The organism is Streptomyces sp. NPDC006512, assembly GCF_040611935.1.
Classification (GTDB): Bacteria; Actinomycetota; Actinomycetes; order Streptomycetales; family Streptomycetaceae; genus Streptomyces.
In genome coordinates, this window is sequence record NZ_JBEXPG010000016.1 from 79,410 (window position 1) to 100,380 (window position 20,971).

The 20,971-nt window shown below is 74.4% G+C and carries 2 protein-coding genes; both read right to left on the reverse strand.

Features of this window, described 5'->3' with window-relative positions:
• Positions 1-36: 36 nt before the first annotated feature.
• Positions 37-15,654, reverse strand: coding sequence for a type I polyketide synthase (locus ABZZ17_RS13955; protein ID WP_356875496.1), 15,618 nt, complete (start codon positions 15,652-15,654; stop codon positions 37-39).
• Positions 15,655-15,930: 276 nt separating this feature from the next.
• Positions 15,931-20,901: a type I polyketide synthase gene (locus ABZZ17_RS13960; RefSeq protein WP_356875498.1), complete on the reverse strand. Its 4,971-nt coding sequence runs from the start codon at positions 20,899-20,901 to the stop codon at positions 15,931-15,933.
• Positions 20,902-20,971 lie beyond the last annotated feature (70 nt).

A 20,971-nucleotide genomic window follows, 5' to 3' on the forward strand; every position in this document is an offset into this window, starting at 1 on the left:
GCCGTGGGGCCCGTCGCCGGCGGCCGCGTCCGGTGGTCAGGACAGGCCGAGTTCGTCGTCGAGGAGGTCGAAGAGTTCGTCGGCCGTGGCGGCCTGGATGTCGCGCTCTTCGGCGGCGCCTTCGCTGGTGTCCTGTGCACTGTGCGTGTCGTTCCACTTCGCCAGAAGGTCGCGCAGCCGGGCGGTGATGCCCGCGCGTTCGGCGTCGTCGGGGGCGACGGCCGAGAGGATCGTTTCGAGCTTGTCGAGTTCCGCGTGGACGGGCGGCCGGCCGTTCCCGCCCTGGCCGAGCCGTTCCCCGACGTACGCGGCGAGCGCCGCGGGCGACGGGTAGTCGAAGATCAGCGTGACGGGCAGCCGCAGCCCGGAGGCGGCGGTGAGCCGGTTGCGCAGGTCGACGGCGGTGAGGGAGTCGAAGCCCAGGTCGAGGAAGCCCCGGCCGGCGTCGACGTCGTCGGGGGTGCCGTGGCCGAGGACGGCCGCGACCTGGGTGCGGACCAGGTCCCGCAGCGTCCGCTCGCGTTCGGTGGCCGGGAGGCCGGCCAGCCGCTCCCGGAGGGAGTCCGCGGGTTCGGCGGCGGTCCGGGCGGCGGTCCGGGCCGTGGTGTCCGCGACCCGGCGGGCGGGGGTGCGTACGAGGGAGCGCAGCAGCGGTGGCAGCGTTCCGTCGGCGGCCTGGGCGCGCAGCACGGCCGGTTCGATCCGCATGGGGACGAGGACGGCCTCGTCCAGGGTGCGGGAGGTGTCGAAGAGGGCGAGTCCCTCGGCGGGGGTGAGCGCGCCGACTCCGGAGCGGGCCATGCGGGTCAGGTCGGCCGCGTCGAGGGCTCCGGCCATGCCGTCGTCGGTGGCCCACAGGCCCCAGGCGAGGGAGCTGCCGGCCAGGCCGCGGGCCGTGCGGTGCTGGGCGAGGGCGTCCAGGAAGGCGTTCGCGGCGGCGTAGTTGGCCTGTCCGGCGGCGCCGAAGCAGCCGGCGACCGAGGAGAACAGCACGAACGCGGAGAGGGCGCTGCCCTCGGTCAGTTCGTGCAGGTTCCAGGCCGCGTCGACCTTGGGCCGCAGGACGGTGTCGAGGCGTTCGGGCGTGAGGGAGTCGATGATCCCGTCGTCCAGGACGCCCGCGGTGTGGACGACCGCGGTCAGCGGCCGGTCGGCGGGTACCGCGGCCAGTACGGCGGCCAGGGCGTCCCGGTCGGCGGCGTCGCACGCCGCCCAGGTGACGTCCGCGCCGGACGCGCGCAGGGCGCGCGTCAGGCCGGCCGCGCCGGGTGCCGCGTCGCCGCGGCGGCTGAGCAGCAGCAGGTTCCGTACGCCGTGCGCTTCGGCCAGGTGGCGGGCGAAGAGCCCGCCGAGGGTACCGCTCGCTCCGGTGACGAGGACCGTGCCCGTGGGGTCGATCGCCGGGTGTTCGCGGCCGGGGTCGGTACCGGCGGTGCCGTCCGGGTCCGGTGCGGAGGCGGTGCGGGTGATGCGGCGCAGGCGGAAGGCGTACGCCTCACCGGCCCGCAGGGCCAGCTGCGGTTCGTCGCCCGCCAGGGCGGCGGCCAGCGCTCCGAGGGAGGCGTCGGAGCCGTCGGTGTCGGCGAGGACGAACCGGCCGGGGTTCTCCGACTGCGCCGACCGCACCAGTCCCCACACGGGGGCGTGAGCCAGGTCGGTGACGTGTTCGCCTGGTACGGCGGCCACCGTGCCCTCGGTGAGGAGGACCAGCCGGGACGCGTCGAGGTGTTCGTCGGCCAGCCACTCCTTGACGAGGGCGAGCGCGTGGTGGGCGGTGGTCCTGGCGGCGGCCGCCCGGCCGCCCGCGGTGGCCACCGCGGACAGCGGGACGATCACGACGTCCGGGGCCGGGGCCCCGGCGGCGAGTGCCCCGCGCAGCGCGGCCAGGCCGGGATGGACGTCGAGGGGGACGCCCGCGATGCGGAAGTCCGCCTGGTCCTCGCCCAGTACCGCCCACCGCTCACCGGCCGGAAGGGCGCCCGGGGCGAGGGGCAGCTTCGCCCATTCCACACCGAACAGGGACTCGTGGTGCGCGGTACGGTCGGCGCCGAGCTGCGCGGCGGAGACCGGGCGCAGGATCAGGGAGTCGACCGAGGCCACCGGGGCGCCGGTGGAGTCCGCGACGTCCAGGGCGACCCCGCCGGACCCCGCGGTGGTGATCCGGACGCGCAGGCCGGTCGCTCCGGCGGCGTACAGGCGTACGCCGGTCCAGGCGAAGGGCAGTCGCGCCCCGTCCGCGGAGTCGCCGCCGGGGGTGGCGGGCAGACCGAGGCCGATGGCGTGCAGGGCGGCGTCCAGGAGCGCCGGGTGCAGTCCGTAGGCGTCGGCGTCGCCCGAGGAGGCTTCGTCGAGGGCGACCTCGGCGAAGAGTTCGCCGTCGCGCCGCCAGGCCGCGCGCAGCCCCTGGAACACCGGCCCGTAGCCGAGGCCCGCCGCGGCCGCGGCCGGGTAGAAGCCTTCGGTGGGTACGGGTTCGGCGCCGGCCGGCGGCCACTGGGCCAGGTCGAAGGTACGGGGAGGTGCGGCGGGGGCGAGCACTCCGGTGGCGTGCCGCGTCCACGGCTCTTCCACGGGGGCGTCGGCCGGGCGGGAGTGCAGGGCCAGGGGGCGCCGGCCCGTCCCGTCGGCGGCGTCGACGGCCAGCTGGAGCTGGACTCCGCCCTGCTCGGCGAGGGTGAGCGGGGCCTCGATGGCCAGTTCCTCGACGGTGTCGCAGCCGACCTCCGCGCCGGCCCGCAGGGCCAGTTCGACGAAGGCGGTGCCGGGCAGCAGGACGGTGTCCATGACCGTGTGGTCGGCCAGCCAGGGGTGGGTGGTGAGGGCGAGGCGCCCGGTGAGGACGAGGCCGTCGGAGGCGGGCAGGGGGAGGGTGGCGCCGAGGAGCGGGTGGCCGGGCGTGTCGAGGCCGGCCGCGAGCACGTCCTCGACGGAGACGCCGACGTCGAGCCAGTAGCGCTTGCGCTGGAAGGCGTAGGTGGGCAGGTCGACGCGGCGGGCGCCGGTGCCGGCGAAGTACGCCGGCCAGTCGGGGGTGACGCCGTGGACGTGTGCCCGGGCGAGGGCGGCCGTGAGCGCTTCCGTCTCGGGGCGGCCCTTGCGGAGCAGGGGCACGCACACGGCCGGATCGGCCGTCTCGGCGGGTGCCGCGGGTTCGGCGGGGTCGGTCAGGCAGTCCTGGACGAGTGCGGACAGGGTGCCGTCGGGGCCGAGTTCGACGTACGTGGTCACGCCGGTGGCGTCGAGGGCGCGCACGCCGTCGAGGAAGCGGACGGGCTCGCGGACGTGGCGGACCCAGAAGTCGGCGGAGCCCATCTCGTCGGTGACGAGGGCGCCGGTGAGGTTCGAGACGACGGGGATGCTCGGGGCGGCGTAGAGGAGGCCCTCGGCGACCTTGCGGAAGTCGGCCAGCATGCCGTCCATGTGCGGCGAGTGGAAGGCGTGACTGACCGTGAGCCTCTTGGTCTTGCGGCCCCGCGCTTCGAAGGCCGCGGCGATGGCGGCCACGGCGTCCTCGTCGCCGGCCACCACGACCGAGCGGGGGCCGTTGACCGCGGCGATACCCACCCGGTCGGTGAGCAGCGGCAGGACCTCCTCCTCCGTGGCCTGGAGTGCGGTCATCGCACCGCCGGCGGGGAGCTCCTGCATCAACCGGCCGCGGGCTGCGACCAGTTCGGCGGCGTCCTGGAGGGAGAGGACTCCCGCGACGTGGGCGGCGGCGATCTCGCCGACGGAGTGTCCGGCCAGGACGTCGGGCCGCAGGCCCCAGCTCGTGAGGAGCCGGAACAGGGCCACTTCCAGTGCGAAGAGGGCGGGCTGGGTGTGGGCGGTCCGGTCCAGGAGGGCAGGATCGGAGCCGAACACCACGTCCTTCAGGGGACGTTCGAGGTGGCGGTCCAGTTCGGCGCAGACCTCGTCGAAGGCATCCGCGAACGCGGGGTGGTTGTCGTGGAGTTCACGTCCCATGCCGAGGCGCTGACTGCCCTGCCCGGTGAACAGGAACGCGACCTGGCCCTCGCGTGCGGTCCCCCGGACCAGTGCGGGGGCGTCCTCGCCACGGGCGAGCGCGTCCAGCGCGCCGAGCAGTTCCGTACGGTCCGCCGCCACCAGCGCGGCGCGCTGTTCGAGGGCGGAGCGGGTCGTCGCCAGGGAGAGCGCGACGTCGGCGGTGCTCAGGTCCGCGTCGGCGTGGACGCGGGTGTGGAGCCGGCGGGCCTGGGCGCGCAGCGCGTCCCCGTCCCGGGCCGACAGCACGACGGGGACGAACGGTGCCCCTGCCACGGCCGGTTCGGGCCGCGGGGCCTGCTGCGGGGCCAGTTGGCGGGCCTCCTCCGGGGCCTGTTCGATGACGGCGTGCGCGTTCGTCCCGCTGATGCCGAAGGAGGAGACGCCCGCGCGGCGCGGCCGGCCGGTGTCGGGCCAGTCCACCTGCTCGGTGAGGAGGGACACCGCGCCCGCCGACCAGTCGACGTGCGGGGTCGGCTCGTCGACGTGGAGGGTCTTGGGCAGGACTCCGTGGCGCATCGCCATGACCATCTTGATGACGCCTGCGACGCCGGCGGCGGCCTGGGTGTGGCCGAGGTTGGACTTGACGGAGCCGAGCAGCAGCGGCCGGTCGCCGGTGTGCTCGCGGCCGTACGTGGCCAGCAGCGCCTGGGCTTCGATGGGGTCGCCGAGCGTCGTGCCGGTGCCGTGGGCCTCAACGGCGTCGACGTCGGCGGCGGTCAGGCCGGCGTTGGCGAGGGCCTGCCTGATGACGCGCTGCTGCGAGGGCCCGTTCGGGGCGGTGAGGCCGTTGCTGGCGCCGTCCTGGTTGACGGCGGAGCCGCGGAGCACGGCCAGGACCTGGTGGCCGTTGCGGCGGGCGTCGGAGAGCCGCTCCAGGAGCAGCATGCCCGCGCCCTCGCCCCAGCCCGTGCCGTCGGCGGCCGCCGCGAAGGACTTGCAGCGGCCGTCCGCGGCGAGCCCGCGCTGGCGGCTGAACTCGATGAAGGTACCGGGCGTGAACATCACGGTGACTCCGCCCGCGAGGGCGAGGGAGCATTCGCCGCCGCGCAGGGCCTGGGCGGCGAGGTGCAGGGCGACGAGCGAGGAGGAGCAGGCCGTGTCGACGGTGACCGCCGGGCCCTCCAGACCGAAGGTGTAGGCGACGCGGCCCGACACGATGCTGCTGGAGCTGCCGGTGCCGAGGTAGCCCTCGACCCCGTCGGGTACGGCGTGCAGGCGGGCGCCGTAGTCGTGGTACATGACGCCCGCGAAGACGCCCGTACGACTGCCGCGCACCGATGACGGTGCGATGCCGGCCCGTTCGAAGACCTCCCAGGTGGTCTCCAGCAGGAGGCGCTGCTGGGGGTCCATGGCGAGGGCCTCGCGCGGGGAGATCCCGAAGAACGAGGCGTCGAATTCGGCGGCGTCGTGGAGGAAGCCGCCCTCGCGGGCGTACGAGGTGCCCGGGTGCTCGGGGTCGGGGTGGTAGAGGGCGTCGGTGTCCCAGCCGCGGTTCTCGGGGAGGCGGGTGATGCCGTCCTCGCCGGCGGTCAGGAGCTGCCAGAGGTCCTCGGGGGTGCGGACGTCGCCGGGGTAGCGGCAGCTCATGGCGACGATGGCGATGGGCTCGTCGTCGGCGCCGGCGGTGGGCGCCGTGGGTCCGGCGGCGGCCGCGTCGGGTTCCGGCTCGCCGTCGCCGGTCAGCTCGGTGCGCAGGTGCCGGGCGAGGACGGTCGGGTCCGGGTAGTCGAAGATCAGGGTGGCGGGCAGGCGCAGCGCGGTGGCGGCGGCCAGCCGGTTGCGCAGTTCGACGGCGGTGAGGGAGTCGAAGCCCAGTTCCTTGAAGGCCCGGCCCGACTCGACGGCGCCGGGGCCGGCGTGTCCGAGTACGGCCGCTACCTGCGTACGGACCAGGTCCAGCAGGGTGCGGTCCCGTTCGGCGGCGGACAGTCCGGCCAGGCGGGCCCGCAGCTCGGACTCGGTGCCGGCGGCGGCGGTGGCCGCGGACCGGCGGGCGACGCCCCGTACGAGGCCGCGGAGCAGCGGAGCGATGGTGCCCGCGGCCGCCTGGGGGCGGAGGGCTTCGGTGTCGACGCGCATGAGGGCCACGGCGGCCTCGTCGAGGCGGACCGCGGTGTCGAACAGGCCGAGGCCGTCGGCGGCGGTCAGCGGGGGCAGTCCGGCCCGGCGCATGCGGTTGACGTCGGCGGCGTCCAGGGCGCCGGCCATGCCGTCGGCCACGGACCACAGGCCCCAGGCGAGGGCGGAGGCCGGGAGGCCCCGGGCGCGGCGGTGCTGGGCGAGGGCGTCCAGGAAGGAGTTCGCGGCGGCGTAGTTGCCCTGGCCGGGGCCTCCGAACAGGCCGGAGGTGGAGGAGAACAGCACGAACGCGGAGAGGTCCCGGTCCCGGGTGAGTTCGTGCAGGTTCCAGGCCGCGTCGACCTTGGGGCGCAGGACCGCGGAGAGCCGGTCGGGGGTCAGCGAGGAGAGGATCCCGTCGTCGAGGATCCCGGCGGTGTGGACGACCGCGGTGAGCGGCTGCTCCGCGGGGATCGCGGCGAGGACGGCGGCGAGGGCGTCCCGGTCGGCGACGTCGCAGGCCGCCCAGGTGGCCGTGGCGCCGGACTCGGCGAGTGCGGCGGTGAGTTCGGCGGCGCCGGGGGCTTCGGCGCCGCGCCGGCCGACGAGGAGCAGGCGGCGCACGCCGTGGCCGGCGGCGAGGTGCCGGGCGATGAGCCCGCCCAGGGCGCCGGTGGCGCCGGTGACCAGTACCGTGCCGTCGGGCCCGAAGGCCGGGGCGGTTGCTTCCCGTCCGGTCTCGACGCGGGCGAGGCGGGGGACGAGTACGGCGCCTTCGCGCAGGGCGAAGCGTTCCTCCTCGTCGGAGGTGAGCGCGGCGGGCAGCGCGGGACCGTTCCCGGTGGCCGGGTCGGTGTCGATCAGGACGATCCGGCCGGGGTTCTCGGTCTGCGCGGACCGCAGCAGGCCCCACACGGTGGCGGCGGCGAGGTCGTTCACGTCCTCGTCCGGCGCGGCGGCCACGGCGCCACGGGTGACGTACACCAGCCGGGCGGCGGCGAACCGTTCGTCGGCGAGCCATGCCCGGGCCAGGGCGAGGGCGTCGTGCGCGGCCCCGTGCACGGCGGCGGCGGCCAGGGGGGCGGCCGTCTGGGTGAGGTGGACGAGGACCTCGTCCGGTACGGGCTCTCCCCCGTCGACGGCGGCGGCCAGCGCGGCCAGGTCCGGGTAGTGGGCGGCGTCGGCCCAGGGGGTGGTGTCCGCGGCGCCGGACGGTTGCGCTGCGGTGTCGCCGAGGAGCGCGTAGCGGGTCGTGGGCGCCGGGTCCGGGATGCCGAGGCCGGTGAGTTCGGTCCACTGCTGCCGGAACACGGATTCGTGGTAGGTGGCGCGTGCCGCGCGCAGCTGGTCGGCGGAGACCGGGCGCAGCCCGAGCGACTCGACGGCCGCGACGGGGGCGCCGGAGGCGTCGCAGATCTCCAGTCGGACCCCTTCGGGGCCGGCCGGGGTGAGGCGGACGCGCAGCTCGCTCGCCCCGCCCGCGTACAGCGACACCCCGGACCAGGCGAAGGGCAGTCGGCCCCGGCCGTCGTCGGCTCCGATGCCGTCCAGGCCGATGGCGTGCAGGGCCGAGTCGAGCAGTGCGGGGTGCAGGCCGAAGCCGCCCGCCCGGTCCCCGGCGCCCTCGGGGAGTGCGACTTCGGCGTACACCGCGCCGTCGAGCTGCCATGCGCTGCGCAGGCCGCGGAAGGTGGGTCCGTAGGCGAATCCGATGTCGTCGAGGGCGTCGTAGCGGCCGTCGAGCGGGATGTCGGTGGCGCCGGCCGGGGGCCATGCGGTCAGGTCGAAGTCGGCTGCGGGGCGGGCGCCTTCGGCCAGCACACCGGCGGCGTGCCGCGTCCAGGGTTCCTCGGCTGCCAGGCCGTCGGCCCGGGAGTGCAGGGCGAACGGCCGGCGGCCGGTGCCGTCGGCGGCGCCGACCCATACGCGCAGTCGTACGCCGCCCCGTTCGGGGAGTACGAGGGGTGCTTCGAGGGTGAGTTCCTCGAGGTGGTCGCAGCCGACCTGGTCGCCGGCGCGGGTAGCGAGTTCCACGAAGGCGGTGCCGGGGAGCAGGACGCTGCCGAGGATGGCGTGGTCGGCGAGCCAGGGGTGGGTGGACAGGGCGAGGCGTCCGGCGAACACCATGGCGTCGGACTCGGGGAGGGCGACGCCGGCGCTGAGGAGCGGGTGGGCGGTGTCGTCGAGGCCCAGAGCCTCGACGTCCCCGAGGTAGAGGGAGGAGATCGCCGGCCAGTAGCGCTGCCGTTGGAAGGGGTAGGTGGGCAGGTCGACGCGGCGGGTGCCGGTCCCGGCGAAGAATCCCTGCCAGTCGACACGGACACCGTGCACATGAGCCCGCGCGAGCGCGGCGACGACCGCCTCCGCCTCAGGACGCCCCTTGCGGAGCAACGGCACGAACACGGCGCCGTCCTGCTCGACACAGCCCTGAGCCAGCGCGGACAGCACCCCGTCCGGACCCAGCTCGACGAACGCACTGACCCCGGCCGCCTCCAGAACACGAACACCATCCAGGAACCGGACCGCCTCGCGGACGTGCCGGACCCAGAACTCCGCCGAACCCATCTCGTCCGACACCAGGCCACCGGTCAGGTTCGACACCACCGGAACGTGCGGCGCCGAGAACGAAAGTCCCTCCACGACCTGGCGGAAGTCGTCCAACATGCCGTCCATGTGCGGCGAATGGAACGCGTGGCTGACCGTCAGCTTCTTGGTCTTGCGGCCGGGGAAGGACTCCGCGACCGCGGTCACCGCGTCCTCGTCACCCGCGACGACCACCGACCGCGGTCCGTTGACCGCCGCGATGCTCACCCGGTCCGTCAGCAGCGGCAGGACCTCGCCCTCCGACGCCTCCACCGCGACCATCACACCACCGGACGGCAACGCCTGCATCAGCCGACCGCGCGCCGCCACCAGCGTGCACGCGTCCTCCAGCGTCAGCACACCCGCGACGTGCGCGGCTGCGATCTCACCGATGGAGTGCCCCGACAGGAAGTCCGGCCGCACACCCCACGACTCGAGCAGCCGGAACAGCGCCACCTCGACGGCGAACAGCGCGGGCTGCGCATACTCCGTCCGGTCCAGCAGACCGGCGTCCGCGCCGAACAGCACCTCCTTCAGCGGCAGTTCGAGCCCGCTGTCCATCCGGGCGCAGACCGCGTCGAGCGCGTCGGCGAACACCGGCTGTGTGTCGTACAGTTCCCGCCCCGTCCCGAGGCGCTGGCTGCCCTGCCCGGTGAACAGGAAGGCGGTCTTGCCCCCGGTCGGGGTACCTTCCACGAGTCCAGCGGCCGATCCCCCGGCGGCCAGCGTTTCCAGTGCCGCGAGGAGCACGGTACGGTCCGCGGCCACTACGGCGGCGCGGTGCTCGAAGGCGGCGCGGCCGACGGCGAGGGAGAAGCCGATTTCGGCGGGGCGCAGTTCGGGGTGCCGGGCGGCGTGGGCGTGCAGGCGGCGTGCCTGGTCGCGGAGGGCGTCCGGGTTCTTGGCGGAGAGGATCCAGGGCAGCGGTGCGGTGTCCGCGGCTGCGGGCGGTGCGGGCGGTGAGGTGTCCGGGGCCTGTTCGATGATGGTGTGGGCGTTGGTGCCGCTGATGCCGAACGAGGAGACGCCCGCCCGGCGCGGGCGTCCGGTCTCGGGCCATTCCACCCGTTCGGTGAGCAGGGTGACGTCACCGGCCGTCCAGTCGACGTGCGGGGTCGGCCCGTCGACGTGCAGGGTCCGCGGCAGCAGCCCGTGCTGCATGGCGAGCACCATCTTCATCACGCCGGCGACACCGGCGGCGGCCTGCGTGTGGCCCATGTTCGACTTGATGGAGCCGAGCAGCAGGGGCCGCCCGTCGGGGCGGTTCTGCCCGTACGTGGCGAGCAGTGCCTGCGCTTCGATGGGGTCGCCGAGCCGGGTGCCGGTGCCGTGGGCCTCGACGGCGTCCACGTCGGCGGCGGACAGGCCCGCGCTGTGGAGGGCCTGCCGGATGACGCGCTGCTGCGAGGGGCCGTTCGGGGCGGTGAGGCCGTTGCTGGCGCCGTCCTGGTTGACCGCGGAGCCCCGTACCAGGGCGAGGACGGGGTGGCCGTTGCGGCGGGCGTCGGAGAGCCGTTCGACGAGGAGCATGCCGAGGCCCTCGCCCCAGCCGGTGCCGTCGGCGGCCGCGGCGAACGCCTTGATGCGGCCGTCCTCCGCCAGTCCGCGCTGGCGGCTGAAGTCGATGAACGAGGCGGGTGTGGACATGACGGTCACGCCGCCGGCGAGGGCCATGGTGCATTCGCCCTGCCGCAGTGCCTGGATCGCCCAGTGCAGGGCGACCAGCGAGGACGAGCAGGCGGTGTCGACGGTGACCGCCGGGCCCTCCAGGCCGAGGACGTAGCTGACGCGGCCGGAGACGACGCTCGCGGCGTTGCCGGTGCCCAGGAAGCCCTCGGTGCCGTCGGGGGCGGCGAGGATGACGTCGAGGTAGTCCTGCCCGTTGGTGCCGGTGAACACGCCGATGCGTTCGCCGCGGACGGTGGCGGGGTCGATGCCCGCCCGTTCGAACGCCTCCCAGGAGGTTTCCAGCAGCAGGCGCTGCTGCGGGTCCATGGCGAGGGCCTCGCGCGGCGAGATCCCGAAGAAGCCGGGGTCGAAGGTGGTGGCGTCGGTGAGGAAGCCGCCCTCGCGGACGTAGGTGGTGTTCGCGGTGACGGACTCGGGGTCGTACAGGCCGTCGAGGTCCCAGCCGCGGTCGGCGGGGAAGCCGGATATCGCGTCCCGGCCGTCGGCGAGGAGCTGCCACAGGTCCTCGGGGGTGCGCACCCCTCCGGGGAAGCGGCAGCTCATGGCGACGATCGCGATGGGGTCGTCGTCGGTCGCGGCGCCGCCGGCCGGGCCGGTGCCGGTGGTCCCGGCCGGTTCGGCGGCCCGGGCCCCGAGGAGTTCGTCCTGGAGGAAGGCGGCCAGGGACAGGGAGTTGGGGTAGTCGAAGATCAGGGTGGCGGGCAGGCGCAGGCCGGTCCGGGCGGTGAGGAGGTTGCGGATCTCCACCGCGGTCAGGGAGTCGAAGCCGAGGTCCCGGAAGGCGGTGGCCGGGTCCACGGAACCGGGGCCCGGGTAGCCGAGTACGAGGGCCGTCTGGCTGCGGACGAACTCCAGGGCCAGCGCGTCGCGTTCGGCGGCCGGGGCCTGCGCGAGCTGCCGGGCGAGGGTGCCGGTGGCCCCGGCGGCCGTGTCGGGTGCGGTGGCGGTGGCGAGGGCGTGCGCGGCCTCGGGGAGGTCGGAGATCAGCGGGCAGGGGCGTACGGCGGTGAGGCCGGGTGCGAGGACGTCCCAGTCGATGTCGGCGACGACGGAGGAGGTTTCGTCCAGCGTGAGCGCCGTGTGCAGGGCCGACAGGGCGAGTTCGGGGGCGAGGGCCGGCAGTCCGGCGGCCCGCAGGCGTTCGGCGACGAGCCCGTCGGCGGCCATGCCGCCCTCGGCCCAGGCGCCCCAGGAGATGACGGTGGCGGGCAGGCCGTCGGCGCGGCGCTGCTCGGCGAGGGCGTCCAGGGAGGCGTTCGCGGCGGCGTAGTTGGCCTGTCCGGCGGCGCCGAAGGCGGCGGCGAGGGAGGAGAACAGGACGAACGCGGAGAGGTCCTGGTCGCGGGTCAGCTCGTGCAGGACGTTCGCCGCGTGCGCCTTGGGGCGCAGGACGTGTGCCAGACGGCGGGGCGTCTGCGCGTCGAGGACGCCGTCGTCGAGGACTCCGGCGGCGTGGACGACGGTGGTCAGGGGGAGTTCGGCCGGGACGGTGGCGAGGAGTTCGGCCATGGCGTCGCGGTCGGCGGCGTCGCAGGCCGCGAGGGTGACCAGGACGCCCGTCTCGCGGAGTTCGGCGACGAGTTCGGCGGCTCCGTCGGCGTCGGGGCCGCTCCTGCTCACCAGCAGCAGGTGCTCGGCGCCGGTCCGGACGAGCCAGCGGGCCACGTGGCGGCCGAGCGCTCCGGTGGCGCCGGTGACCAGGGCCGTGCCGGAGGTGGTCCATTCCCCCGCGGGGGCCTGTTCCCGGGGGGCGCGGGTGAGCCTGCGGACGAAGACGCCGGTGGAGCGCACGGCGAGGTGGTCCTCGGTGCCGATGCCGCCGAGGACGTCGGCGAGACGGCCGGCGGCGCGCTCGTCGGGCGCCGGGGGCAGGTCGACGAGGCCGCCCCAGCGGCCGGGCAGTTCGAGGGCGACCGTACGGCCGAGGCCCCACAGCGGTGCCTGGGCGGGGCTGGTGAGCCGGTCGGTCCGGCCGGTGGACACCGCGCCCCGGGTGGCGGCCCACAGGGGGGCGTCCACGTCCGCGTCGCCCAGTGCCTGGACGAGGGCGAGGGTGGCGGCCAGTCCGGAGGTCAGTGCCGGGTCCTCGGGGTGCGGCCGCTCGTCGAGGGCGAGCAGCGAGAGCACCCCGGCGACGGTCCCTGCCGCGGCCGGACCGGTGAGGGTGTCGGTGATGCGGTGGGCGAGGGCGGCCCGGTCGTCGAGCGCCCCGTCGACCGTCAGGGTGGTGAGGGTGACGCCGCGCGCGGTCAGGGCCCGGGCGGCCGCGAGGGTCCAGGGGGCGTCGGTGTGACCGGTGGGCACGGCGAGGAGCCAGTGCCCGGCCGGGGGTGCGGGCGCGGGGTCGGTGAGGGGCTTCCAGGTGATGCGGTAGCGCCAGCCGCCCACGGTGTCGCGGTCGCGGTGGCGGCGGTGCCAGGCGGAGAGCGCGGGCAGCACGCCGCTGAGGGGTTCTTCGCCGTCGACGCCGAGGGTCTCGGCGAGTGCGGCCAGGTCCTCGCTGTCGACGACCTCCCAGAACTTGGCGTCGGTGACGCCCAGTTCGCGGCCGTCGGCGGGTCCGCCCAGGTCGGTGAAGGGGTCGCGGGGCCAGTACAGGTCACGCTGGAAGGCGTACGTCGGCAGCTCGACGGTACGCGCGCCGGCGGCGGTGGCGGCGAAGCGGGTGGCCCAGTCCGGGGAGAGCCCGCGGACGTGGGCGCCGGCGACGGCGGCGGTCAGGGAGCGTGCTTCGGGCCGTCCGGTGCGCAGCGCGGGCAGGAAGGCGGCGGCGCGGGGTCCGGTCGCGGTCTGGCAGTCCTGGCCGAGGGCGGAGAGGACGCCGCCGGGGCCGATCTCCACGTACGCGGTGACGCCGCGGCTCTCCAGCCAGCGGATGCCGTCGAGGTAGCGGACGGTGTCGCGGACGTGCCGGACCCAGTAGTCGGCGGAGCCCATCTCGTCGGTGACGAGGGCGCCGGTCAGGTTGGAGACGACGGGGATGCGGGGGGCGGCGAAGGACAGCCCCTCCACGACCCGGCGGAAGCCGTCCAGCATGCCGTCCATGTGCGGGGAGTGGAAGGCGTGGCTGACGGTCAGTCGCTTGGTCTTGCGGCCCTGCGCCTCGAAGGCCCGCGCGACGGCGGTCGCGGCGTCCTCGTCGCCGGCGATGACGACGGCCCGCGGGCCGTTGACGGCGGCGATGCCCACGCGGTCGGTGAGCAGCGGCAGGACCTCGTCCTCCGACGCCTCCACGGCGATCATCACGCCACCGGCGGGCAGTGCCTGCATCAGCCGGCCGCGCGCCGCGACCAGCGTGCACGCGTCGTCCAGCGAGAACACCCCCGCGACGTGCGCGGCGGCGATCTCACCGATCGAGTGCCCGGACAGGAAGTCCGGCGTGAGGCCCCAGCTCTCCACCAGCCGGTACAGCGCCACCTCGACGGCGAACAGTGCGGGCTGGGTGTACTCGGTCCGGTCCAGCGGTCCGGCGTCCGCGCCGAACAGGACGTCCTTCAGCGGCAGTTCGAGGTGGAGGCGTGCGCACACCGCGTCCAGGGCGGCGGCGAACACCGGGTAGGTGTCGTACAGTTCACGGCCCATGCCGAGGCGCTGGCTGCCCTGTCCGGTGAACAGGAACGCCAGCTTGCCCTCCGTGGCCGTCCCTTCGACCACGTCGGCCGAGGGGAGGCCTCCGGCGAGCGCCGCGAGCCCGGCCATGAGCTCGTCGCGGTCTTCCGCGACGACCGCCGCACGACGGTCGAGGGGGGCCCGGGTGAGTGCCTGGGCGGGAGCGACGTCCTCGACGCGGAGACCGGGCCGGGCCGTGAGGTGGGCGTGCAGTGCGGCCGCCTGCGCGCGCAGCGCGGCCTCGGTCTTGCCGGACAGTACGACCGGCAGGACGGCCGGCTCGTTCGCGGGGCCGCCGTCGGGGGCCCCTTGGTCGGCGGCGGGCTCGTCGGCGCCCTCCAGGATGACGTGCGCGTTGGTGCCGCTCATGCCGAAGGAGGAGACGCCGATCCGGCGGGGTCCGGCGTGCGGCGGCCAGGGCTGCGCCTCGGTGAGCAGGGACACCTCGCCCGCCGACCAGTCGACGTGCGGGGTCGGCTCGTCCACGTGCAGGGTCCGCGGCAGGATGCCGTGCCGCATCGCCATGACGCTCTTGATGACGCCCGCGACACCGGCGGCGGCCTGCGCGTGGCCGATGTTGGTCTTGAGGGAGCCCAGCCACAGCGGCCGCCCGTCGGGCCGGTCCTGACCGTACGTGGCGATGATGGCCTGCGCCTCGATGGGGTCGCCGAGGCCGGTGCCCGTGCCGTGCGCCTCGACGGCGTCGACCTGGTCGGGCGTGAGGCGGGCGTTGGACAGTGCCTGGAGGATGACGCGCTGCTGCGAGGGGCCGTTGGGTGCGGTCAGACCGTTGCTGGCGCCGTCCTGGTTGACGGCGGTGCCACGGATGACGGCGAGGACGGGGTGGCCCTTGCGGCGGGCGTCGGAGAGCCGCTCCACGAGGAGGACGCCGACGCCTTCGGAGAGGCTGAAACCGTCGGCGTCGGGCGAGAACGCCTTGCAGCGGCCGTCGGTCGCCAGGCCCCGCTGCTTGCTGTAGTCGATGAACGTGCCGGGCGCCGACATCAGGGTGGCGCCGCCGGCGAGGGCGAGCGAGCACTCGCCGTTGCGCAGTGCCTGCACGGCCAGGTGCAGGGCGACGAGGGAGGACGAGCAGGCGGTGTCGACGGTGACGGCGGGGCCTTCGAGTCCGAAGGTGTACGACAGGCGGCCGGAGGCGACGCTCGCCGCGTTTCCGGTGCCGAGGTAGCCCTCCACGTTCTCGGAGGAACTCAGCAGCGCCGTCAGGTAGTCGTGGTTGCTGGTGCCGACGAACACGCCGACCTGCTTGCCGCGCATCGAGGTCGGGTCCATGCCCGCGCGCTCGAACGCCTCCCACGTGGTCTCCAGGAGGAGCCGCTGCTGCGGGTCCATCGCCAGGGCCTCGCGCGGCGAGATCCCGAAGAGCGAGGGGTCGAAGCGTGCGAAGTCCTGGACGAAGCCGCCCTGGTTGGCGTAACTGGTGCCCGGGTGCTCGGGGTCCGGGTGGTAGACGGTCTCCATGTCCCAGCCGCGCTCGGCGGGGAACCCGGTGATGGCGTCGACGCCGTCGGCCACCAGCTGCCACAGCTCCTCCGGGGAGGTCGCACCCCCGGGGTAGCGGCAGCCCATGCCCACGATGGCGATGGGGTCCTGGTTCTTCGCCTCGATCTCGCGAAGCCGCTGACGCGTCTGCTGCAGATCCGCTGTCGCCAGCTTCAGGTAGTCCCGCAGCGTCTCTTCATTCGCCATGTAACGCAACCACCCATTTGCAGCAGACGGCATCGGAAAACTGTGTGCAGAGCCGAGAGATTTCTCGGAAGGGCAGCCGCCGCACATCCGGATCCACTTGTCGGATCACATGCCGGGCGAAGCGACTGCTCGGCGGCAGGCTATTTCTCGTGCAATCTTCCCGACAACCCCTAACTGCCCCCTATGCACCCCTGGGTGGTGGGGGGCATAGGGGGCAGTATCCCCCGGGGGAATTGCTCAGGGGCTGGCCATCTTCACCAATGGAACGGCAAGCCGTCAATAACGCCCGAGGCCGTCATTGATAAACGCGAACAGCTCTTCGTCGCTCGCGTCCTGAAGCTGCCCGGCTCCGTCGGCGGCGGCGTCCGGAGTCCCGGCGCCGCCGTCGGGCCCGGGGGCCGCCGCGGAGCCGTCCAGGGCGGCTGGGCCCGGCTGCCTGACGGCCGGGTCCTCGCTGTCGTTCCACTTCGCCAGCAGCGACTGGAGCCGCATCGTCACCCGGGCCCGGACGACGTTGTCGGCGGTTCCCCGTTCGAGTACGGCCTCCAGCTTGTCGATCTCCTCCAGCAGCGGTGCCCCGCCCGCCGCCGCGTCGGGCACGATCCCGGCGCGCAGGTATGCGGCGACGGCGGCGGGGGTGGGGTGGTCGAAGACCAGGCTGGCGGGCAGTTTCAGGCCGCTGACCGCGCCGAGGCGGTTGCGGAGCTCGACGGAGGTGAGGGAGTCGAACCCGAGCTCTTTGAAGGCCCGGCCGGCCTCGACGGCCGTGAGGTCGGGATGGCCGAGGACGGCGGCGACGGCGGTACGGACCAGGTCCAGCAGCAGACGTTCCTGCTCGACGTCGGGGAGCCCGGCGAGCTGCCGGCCGAGCGGTACTCCCCCGGCGAGGTCCTCCGCGGACTCCCGTTCCGCGCTGTCGATGATCCGCCGGGCTTCGGGGAGCTCCAGCAGCAGGGGTCGCGGCCGGTCGGCGGTGAAGGCGAGCGTGAACCGCTTCCAGTCCATGTCGACGACGGTCAGGGTGCTCTCGTCACGGTCCAGGGCGTGCTGGAGCGCGGCCAGGGCCCGCCGCGGCGGCATCGCGAGGATGCCGTGACGGCGCATCCGGTCCCCCGCCGCGCTGTCGTCCCCGTCGGCGCTGCCCCAGGGCCCCCAGGCGAGGGAGGTCGCGGGCAGGCCGGCGGCGCGCCGGTGCTCGGCGAACGCGTCGAGGAACGCGTTCCCGGGCGCCTGGTTCCCCTGGCCGGGGGCGCCGAAGGTGGCGGCGAAGGAGGAGAACAGCACGAACGCGGACAGGTCGAGGTCGCGGGTCAGCTCGTGCAGGTGGCGGGTCGCGTCGACCTTGACCCGTAGGACGTCGGCGACCTGCTCGGGGGTCAGCGTCTCGATGACCCCGTCGTCGAGGACGGCCGCGGTGTGGACGACGGCGGTCAGGGGCTGGTCGGCGGGAATGGCGGCGAGGAGCGCGGCGAGGGCGTCGCGGTCGGCGACGTCGCAGGCGGCGAGGGTGACCCGGGCGCCGAGCGCGGTGAGTTCCTCACGCAGCGCCTCGGCGCCGGGCGCGTCGGGTCCGCGGCGGCTGGTCAGGACCAGGTGCCCGGCTCCGTTCTCGGCGAGCCAGCGGGCCACGTGCGCGCCCAGCGCCCCCGTACCCCCGGTGACCAGCGTCGTCCCGGTCGGCCGCCATTCCCGTACGGCCGGCGTCTCGGCGAGCCGGGCCCGCACGAGACGCCGTACGAACAGCCCCGAGGCCCGGACGGCGACCTGGTCCTCGACGGCGTCACCGGCCAGGACGCCCGCGAGGCGTTCCAGGGCCCGGTCGTCGGCCTGCGCGGGCAGGTCGACCAGACCGCCCCAACGGCCCCCCTGCTCCATGGAGGCGACGCGTCCGAGGCCCCAGAGGAGCGCCTGGTCCGGGTCCGCGATCCGGTCGGACCGGCCGGCGGCGACCGCGCCCCGGGTAACGCACCACAGCGGGGCGGCCACATCGGCGTCCCCGAGGGCCTGGGACAGCGCGAGCCCGGCGGTGTAGGCGTCCGCGCCGCCGAGGGAGAGGAGGGAGAGGACTCCGGCGGGGTCGTCCTGACCGTCGGTGGCGGCCTTGAGGGTGGCGGCGAGCGCGTCCCGGCCGGCCGCGTCGGCGGCCACGGTGACGGTACGGACCTCGGCGCCGCGGTCGGCGAGTGTACGCAGGATCCCGTTCGCGGAGTCGCAGGCCGGCCCGGCGAGGGCCGCGGGCACGACGACCAGCCAGGCCCCGGAGAGCCGGGAGACGGCGGGCTCGGGGGCCGGCTTCCAGGTGACCCGGTAGCGCCAGCCGTCGACGGTGGACTGCTCTCGGCTCTGCTTCCGCCAGGAGGACAGGCCGGGCAGGACGGTGCCGAGGGAGTGGATCGCGTCGGGGGCGTCGAGGGCCAGCGCCTCGGCCAGGGCGGTGACGTCCTCGCGTTCGACGGCTTCCCAGAAGCGTGCGTCGACCGCGCTCTCCGCGGCCGGAGCCTCCGCCTCGACGGGCGCTGCCTCCGGCCAGAACCGCTGCGACTGGAAGGCGTAGGTCGGCAGGTCGACCCGGCGGGCACCCGTCCCCGCGAACACGGCCTCCCAGTCCACGGTGACGCCGCGTACATAGGCCTCGCCCAGGGACAGCCAGAACCGCTCCAGACCCCCCTCGTTGCGGCGGAGCGAACCGAGTACCGCCGCCTCACGGCCCGCGTCCTCCACCGTCTCCTGCATGCCGACGGTGAGGACGGGGTGCGGGCTGGACTCGATGAACACGCCGAATCCCTGGTCGAGGAGGGTGCGAGTGGCGTCCTCCAGCTCCACCGTCCGGCGAAGGTTCCGGAACCAGTAGGCGCCGTCCAGCTCCGGTCCCTTGACCCACTCGCCCGTGACGGTCGAGAGGAAGGGCACCTTCGCGGGCTGCGGGACGACTGGCGCGAGGAGCTCGTCGAGTTCCTCCCGGAGCAGCTCGACCTGCGCGGAGTGCGAGGCGTAGTCCACCGCGATCCGCTTCGCACGTATCCCGTCCGCCTCGCAGGCGGCCAGGAACTCCTCCAGGGCCTCCACCTCGCCCGAGACGACCACGGAAGATGGGCCGTTGACGGCGGCGACGGAGATCCGCTCCTCACCCCAGGGGGCAATGCGCGAGCGGACTTCGGTGGCCGGCAGGGGCACGGACACCATGCCGCCGAGACCGGCCAGGACCCTGCCGATCGCCTGACTGCGCAGGGCCACCACTCGGGCCGCGTCTTCAAGGGAAAGGATGCCCGCGACGCACGCGGCAGCGATCTCGCCCTGCGAATGCCCGATCACCGCACCCGGACGCACACCCACCGACCGCCACACCTCGGCCAAGGACACCATCACCGCGAACAGCGCAGGCTGCACCACATCCACCCGGTCCAGCGACGGCGCACCCTCGGCGCCACGCAGCACCTCCACCAACGACCAGCCGGTGAAGGGCTCCAGCGCCTTCGCACACTCATCGACCCGCGACGCGAACACAGGCGAGGTATCCAGCAACGCGGCAGCCATACCCACCCACTGCGAACCCTGCCCCGGGAACACGAACACCGTCTTGCCCCCGATGACCGACCCGGTCACCACACCCGCAGCCAACGCACCCGACGCCACCGCACCCACACCAGCAGCATGGTCACCCAGCACCACCGCCCGGTGATCCAGCCCCGCACGCGTCGACGCCAAAGACCAGCCCACATCCAACGGATCAACCGACGGCACACCCGCCAGCCACCCCGACAACCGCCCCGCCTGCGCCCGCAACGCCCCCGCACTCTTACCCGACAGCACCCACGGCACCACCGGCAGCACCACGTCCCCGACCGCCTCAGCCACCTCACGCTCCGGCGCCTGCTCCACGATCACGTGCGCGTTCGTCCCGCTGAACCCGAACGACGACACCCCCGCACGACGGGGATGCGTCGTCTCGGGCCAGGCCGTCCGCTCGGTGAGCAGTTCGACGCCGCCGGACGTCCAGTCCACGTGCGGCGAAGGCTCGTCGATGTGGAGGCTCTTCGGCAGGACGCCGTGCCGCATGGCCAGCACCATCTTGATCACCCCGGCGACGCCGGCCGCGGCCTGGGTGTGGCCGATGTTCGACTTGACCGAGCCCAGGAGCAGGGGCCGGTCGGCCGGTCGGTCGTTCCCGTACGTCGCCAGCAGCGCCTGGGCCTCGATCGGGTCGCCCAGCGAGGTGCCGGTGCCGTGGGCCTCGACCACGTCCACCTGGTCGGTGGAGAGCCGGGCGTTGGCGAGGGCCTGTCGGATGACGCGCTGCTGCGAGGGACCGTTCGGGGCGGTCAGGCCGTTGCTCGCGCCGTCCTGGTTGATCGCCGAGCCCCGGACGACGGCCAGGACCGGGCGTCCGTTCTTGCGTGCGTCGGAGAGCCGCTCCAGGAGCAGGACGCCGACGCCTTCCGCCGGACCGAAGCCGTCGGCTGCCGCCGCGAAGGCCTTGCAGCGCCCGTCGGAGGACAGTCCGCGCTGCTTGCTGAACTCCACGAACAGCCCGGGGGTGGACATCACGTGTACGCCGCCGGCGACGGCCAGCGAGCATTCCCCGGCCCGCAGGGCCTGGACCGCCAGGTGGAGGGCGACGAGTGACGCCGAGCAGGCGGTGTCGACGGTGACGGCGGGGCCTTCGAGGCCGAAGGTGTAGGAGAGGCGGCCGGACAGGACGCTGGAGGCGTTGCCGGTGCCGAGGTGCCCGGCGTAGTCCTCGGGCGCTTCGAGGAGCGGGGTGAGGTAGTCCGAGCCGTTCATGCCGACGAACACGCCGCACTGGCTGCCGCGGAGGGTGTGCGGGTCCACGCCGGCCCGTTCGAAGGCCTCCCAAGTGGTCTCCAGGAGGAGCCGCTGCTGCGGGTCCATCGCCATGGCCTCACGCGGGGAGATCCCGAAGAAATGGGCGTCGAACGCGGAGGCGCCGCTGAGGAAGCCGCCCTCACGGGTGGTCGACGTGCCCTGGCCGTCGGGGTCGTCCGAGAACAGGTGCTCCAGGTCCCATCCCCGGTCCGTGGGGAATTCAGTGAGGGCGTCCCCGCCGGAACCGAGCAGTTCCCACAGTTCTTCCGGGGACCTCACGCCGCCCGGGAACCGGCAACTCATGGCCGTGATGGCGATGGGTTCGTGGGCCTGGCTCTCGATGTCCCGCAGACGTCCGTACGCCTCGTCGAGATCCGTCGTGACCTTCTTGAGGTATTCGCGGAGCTTTGCTTCGTTCGCCACTGGCGCTTCACCTATTCGCGTGGTCGAGATCTTGGCGGGAATTCTAGGGAATCCACCGGGACCCGGAGTA

What these genes read in the sequence shown, in the direction of transcription:
- ABZZ17_RS13955 (WP_356875496.1), bottom strand. Translation starts at nt 15,654, where the DNA reads ATGGCGAATGAAGAGACGCTGCGGGACTACCTGAAGCTGGCGACAGCG.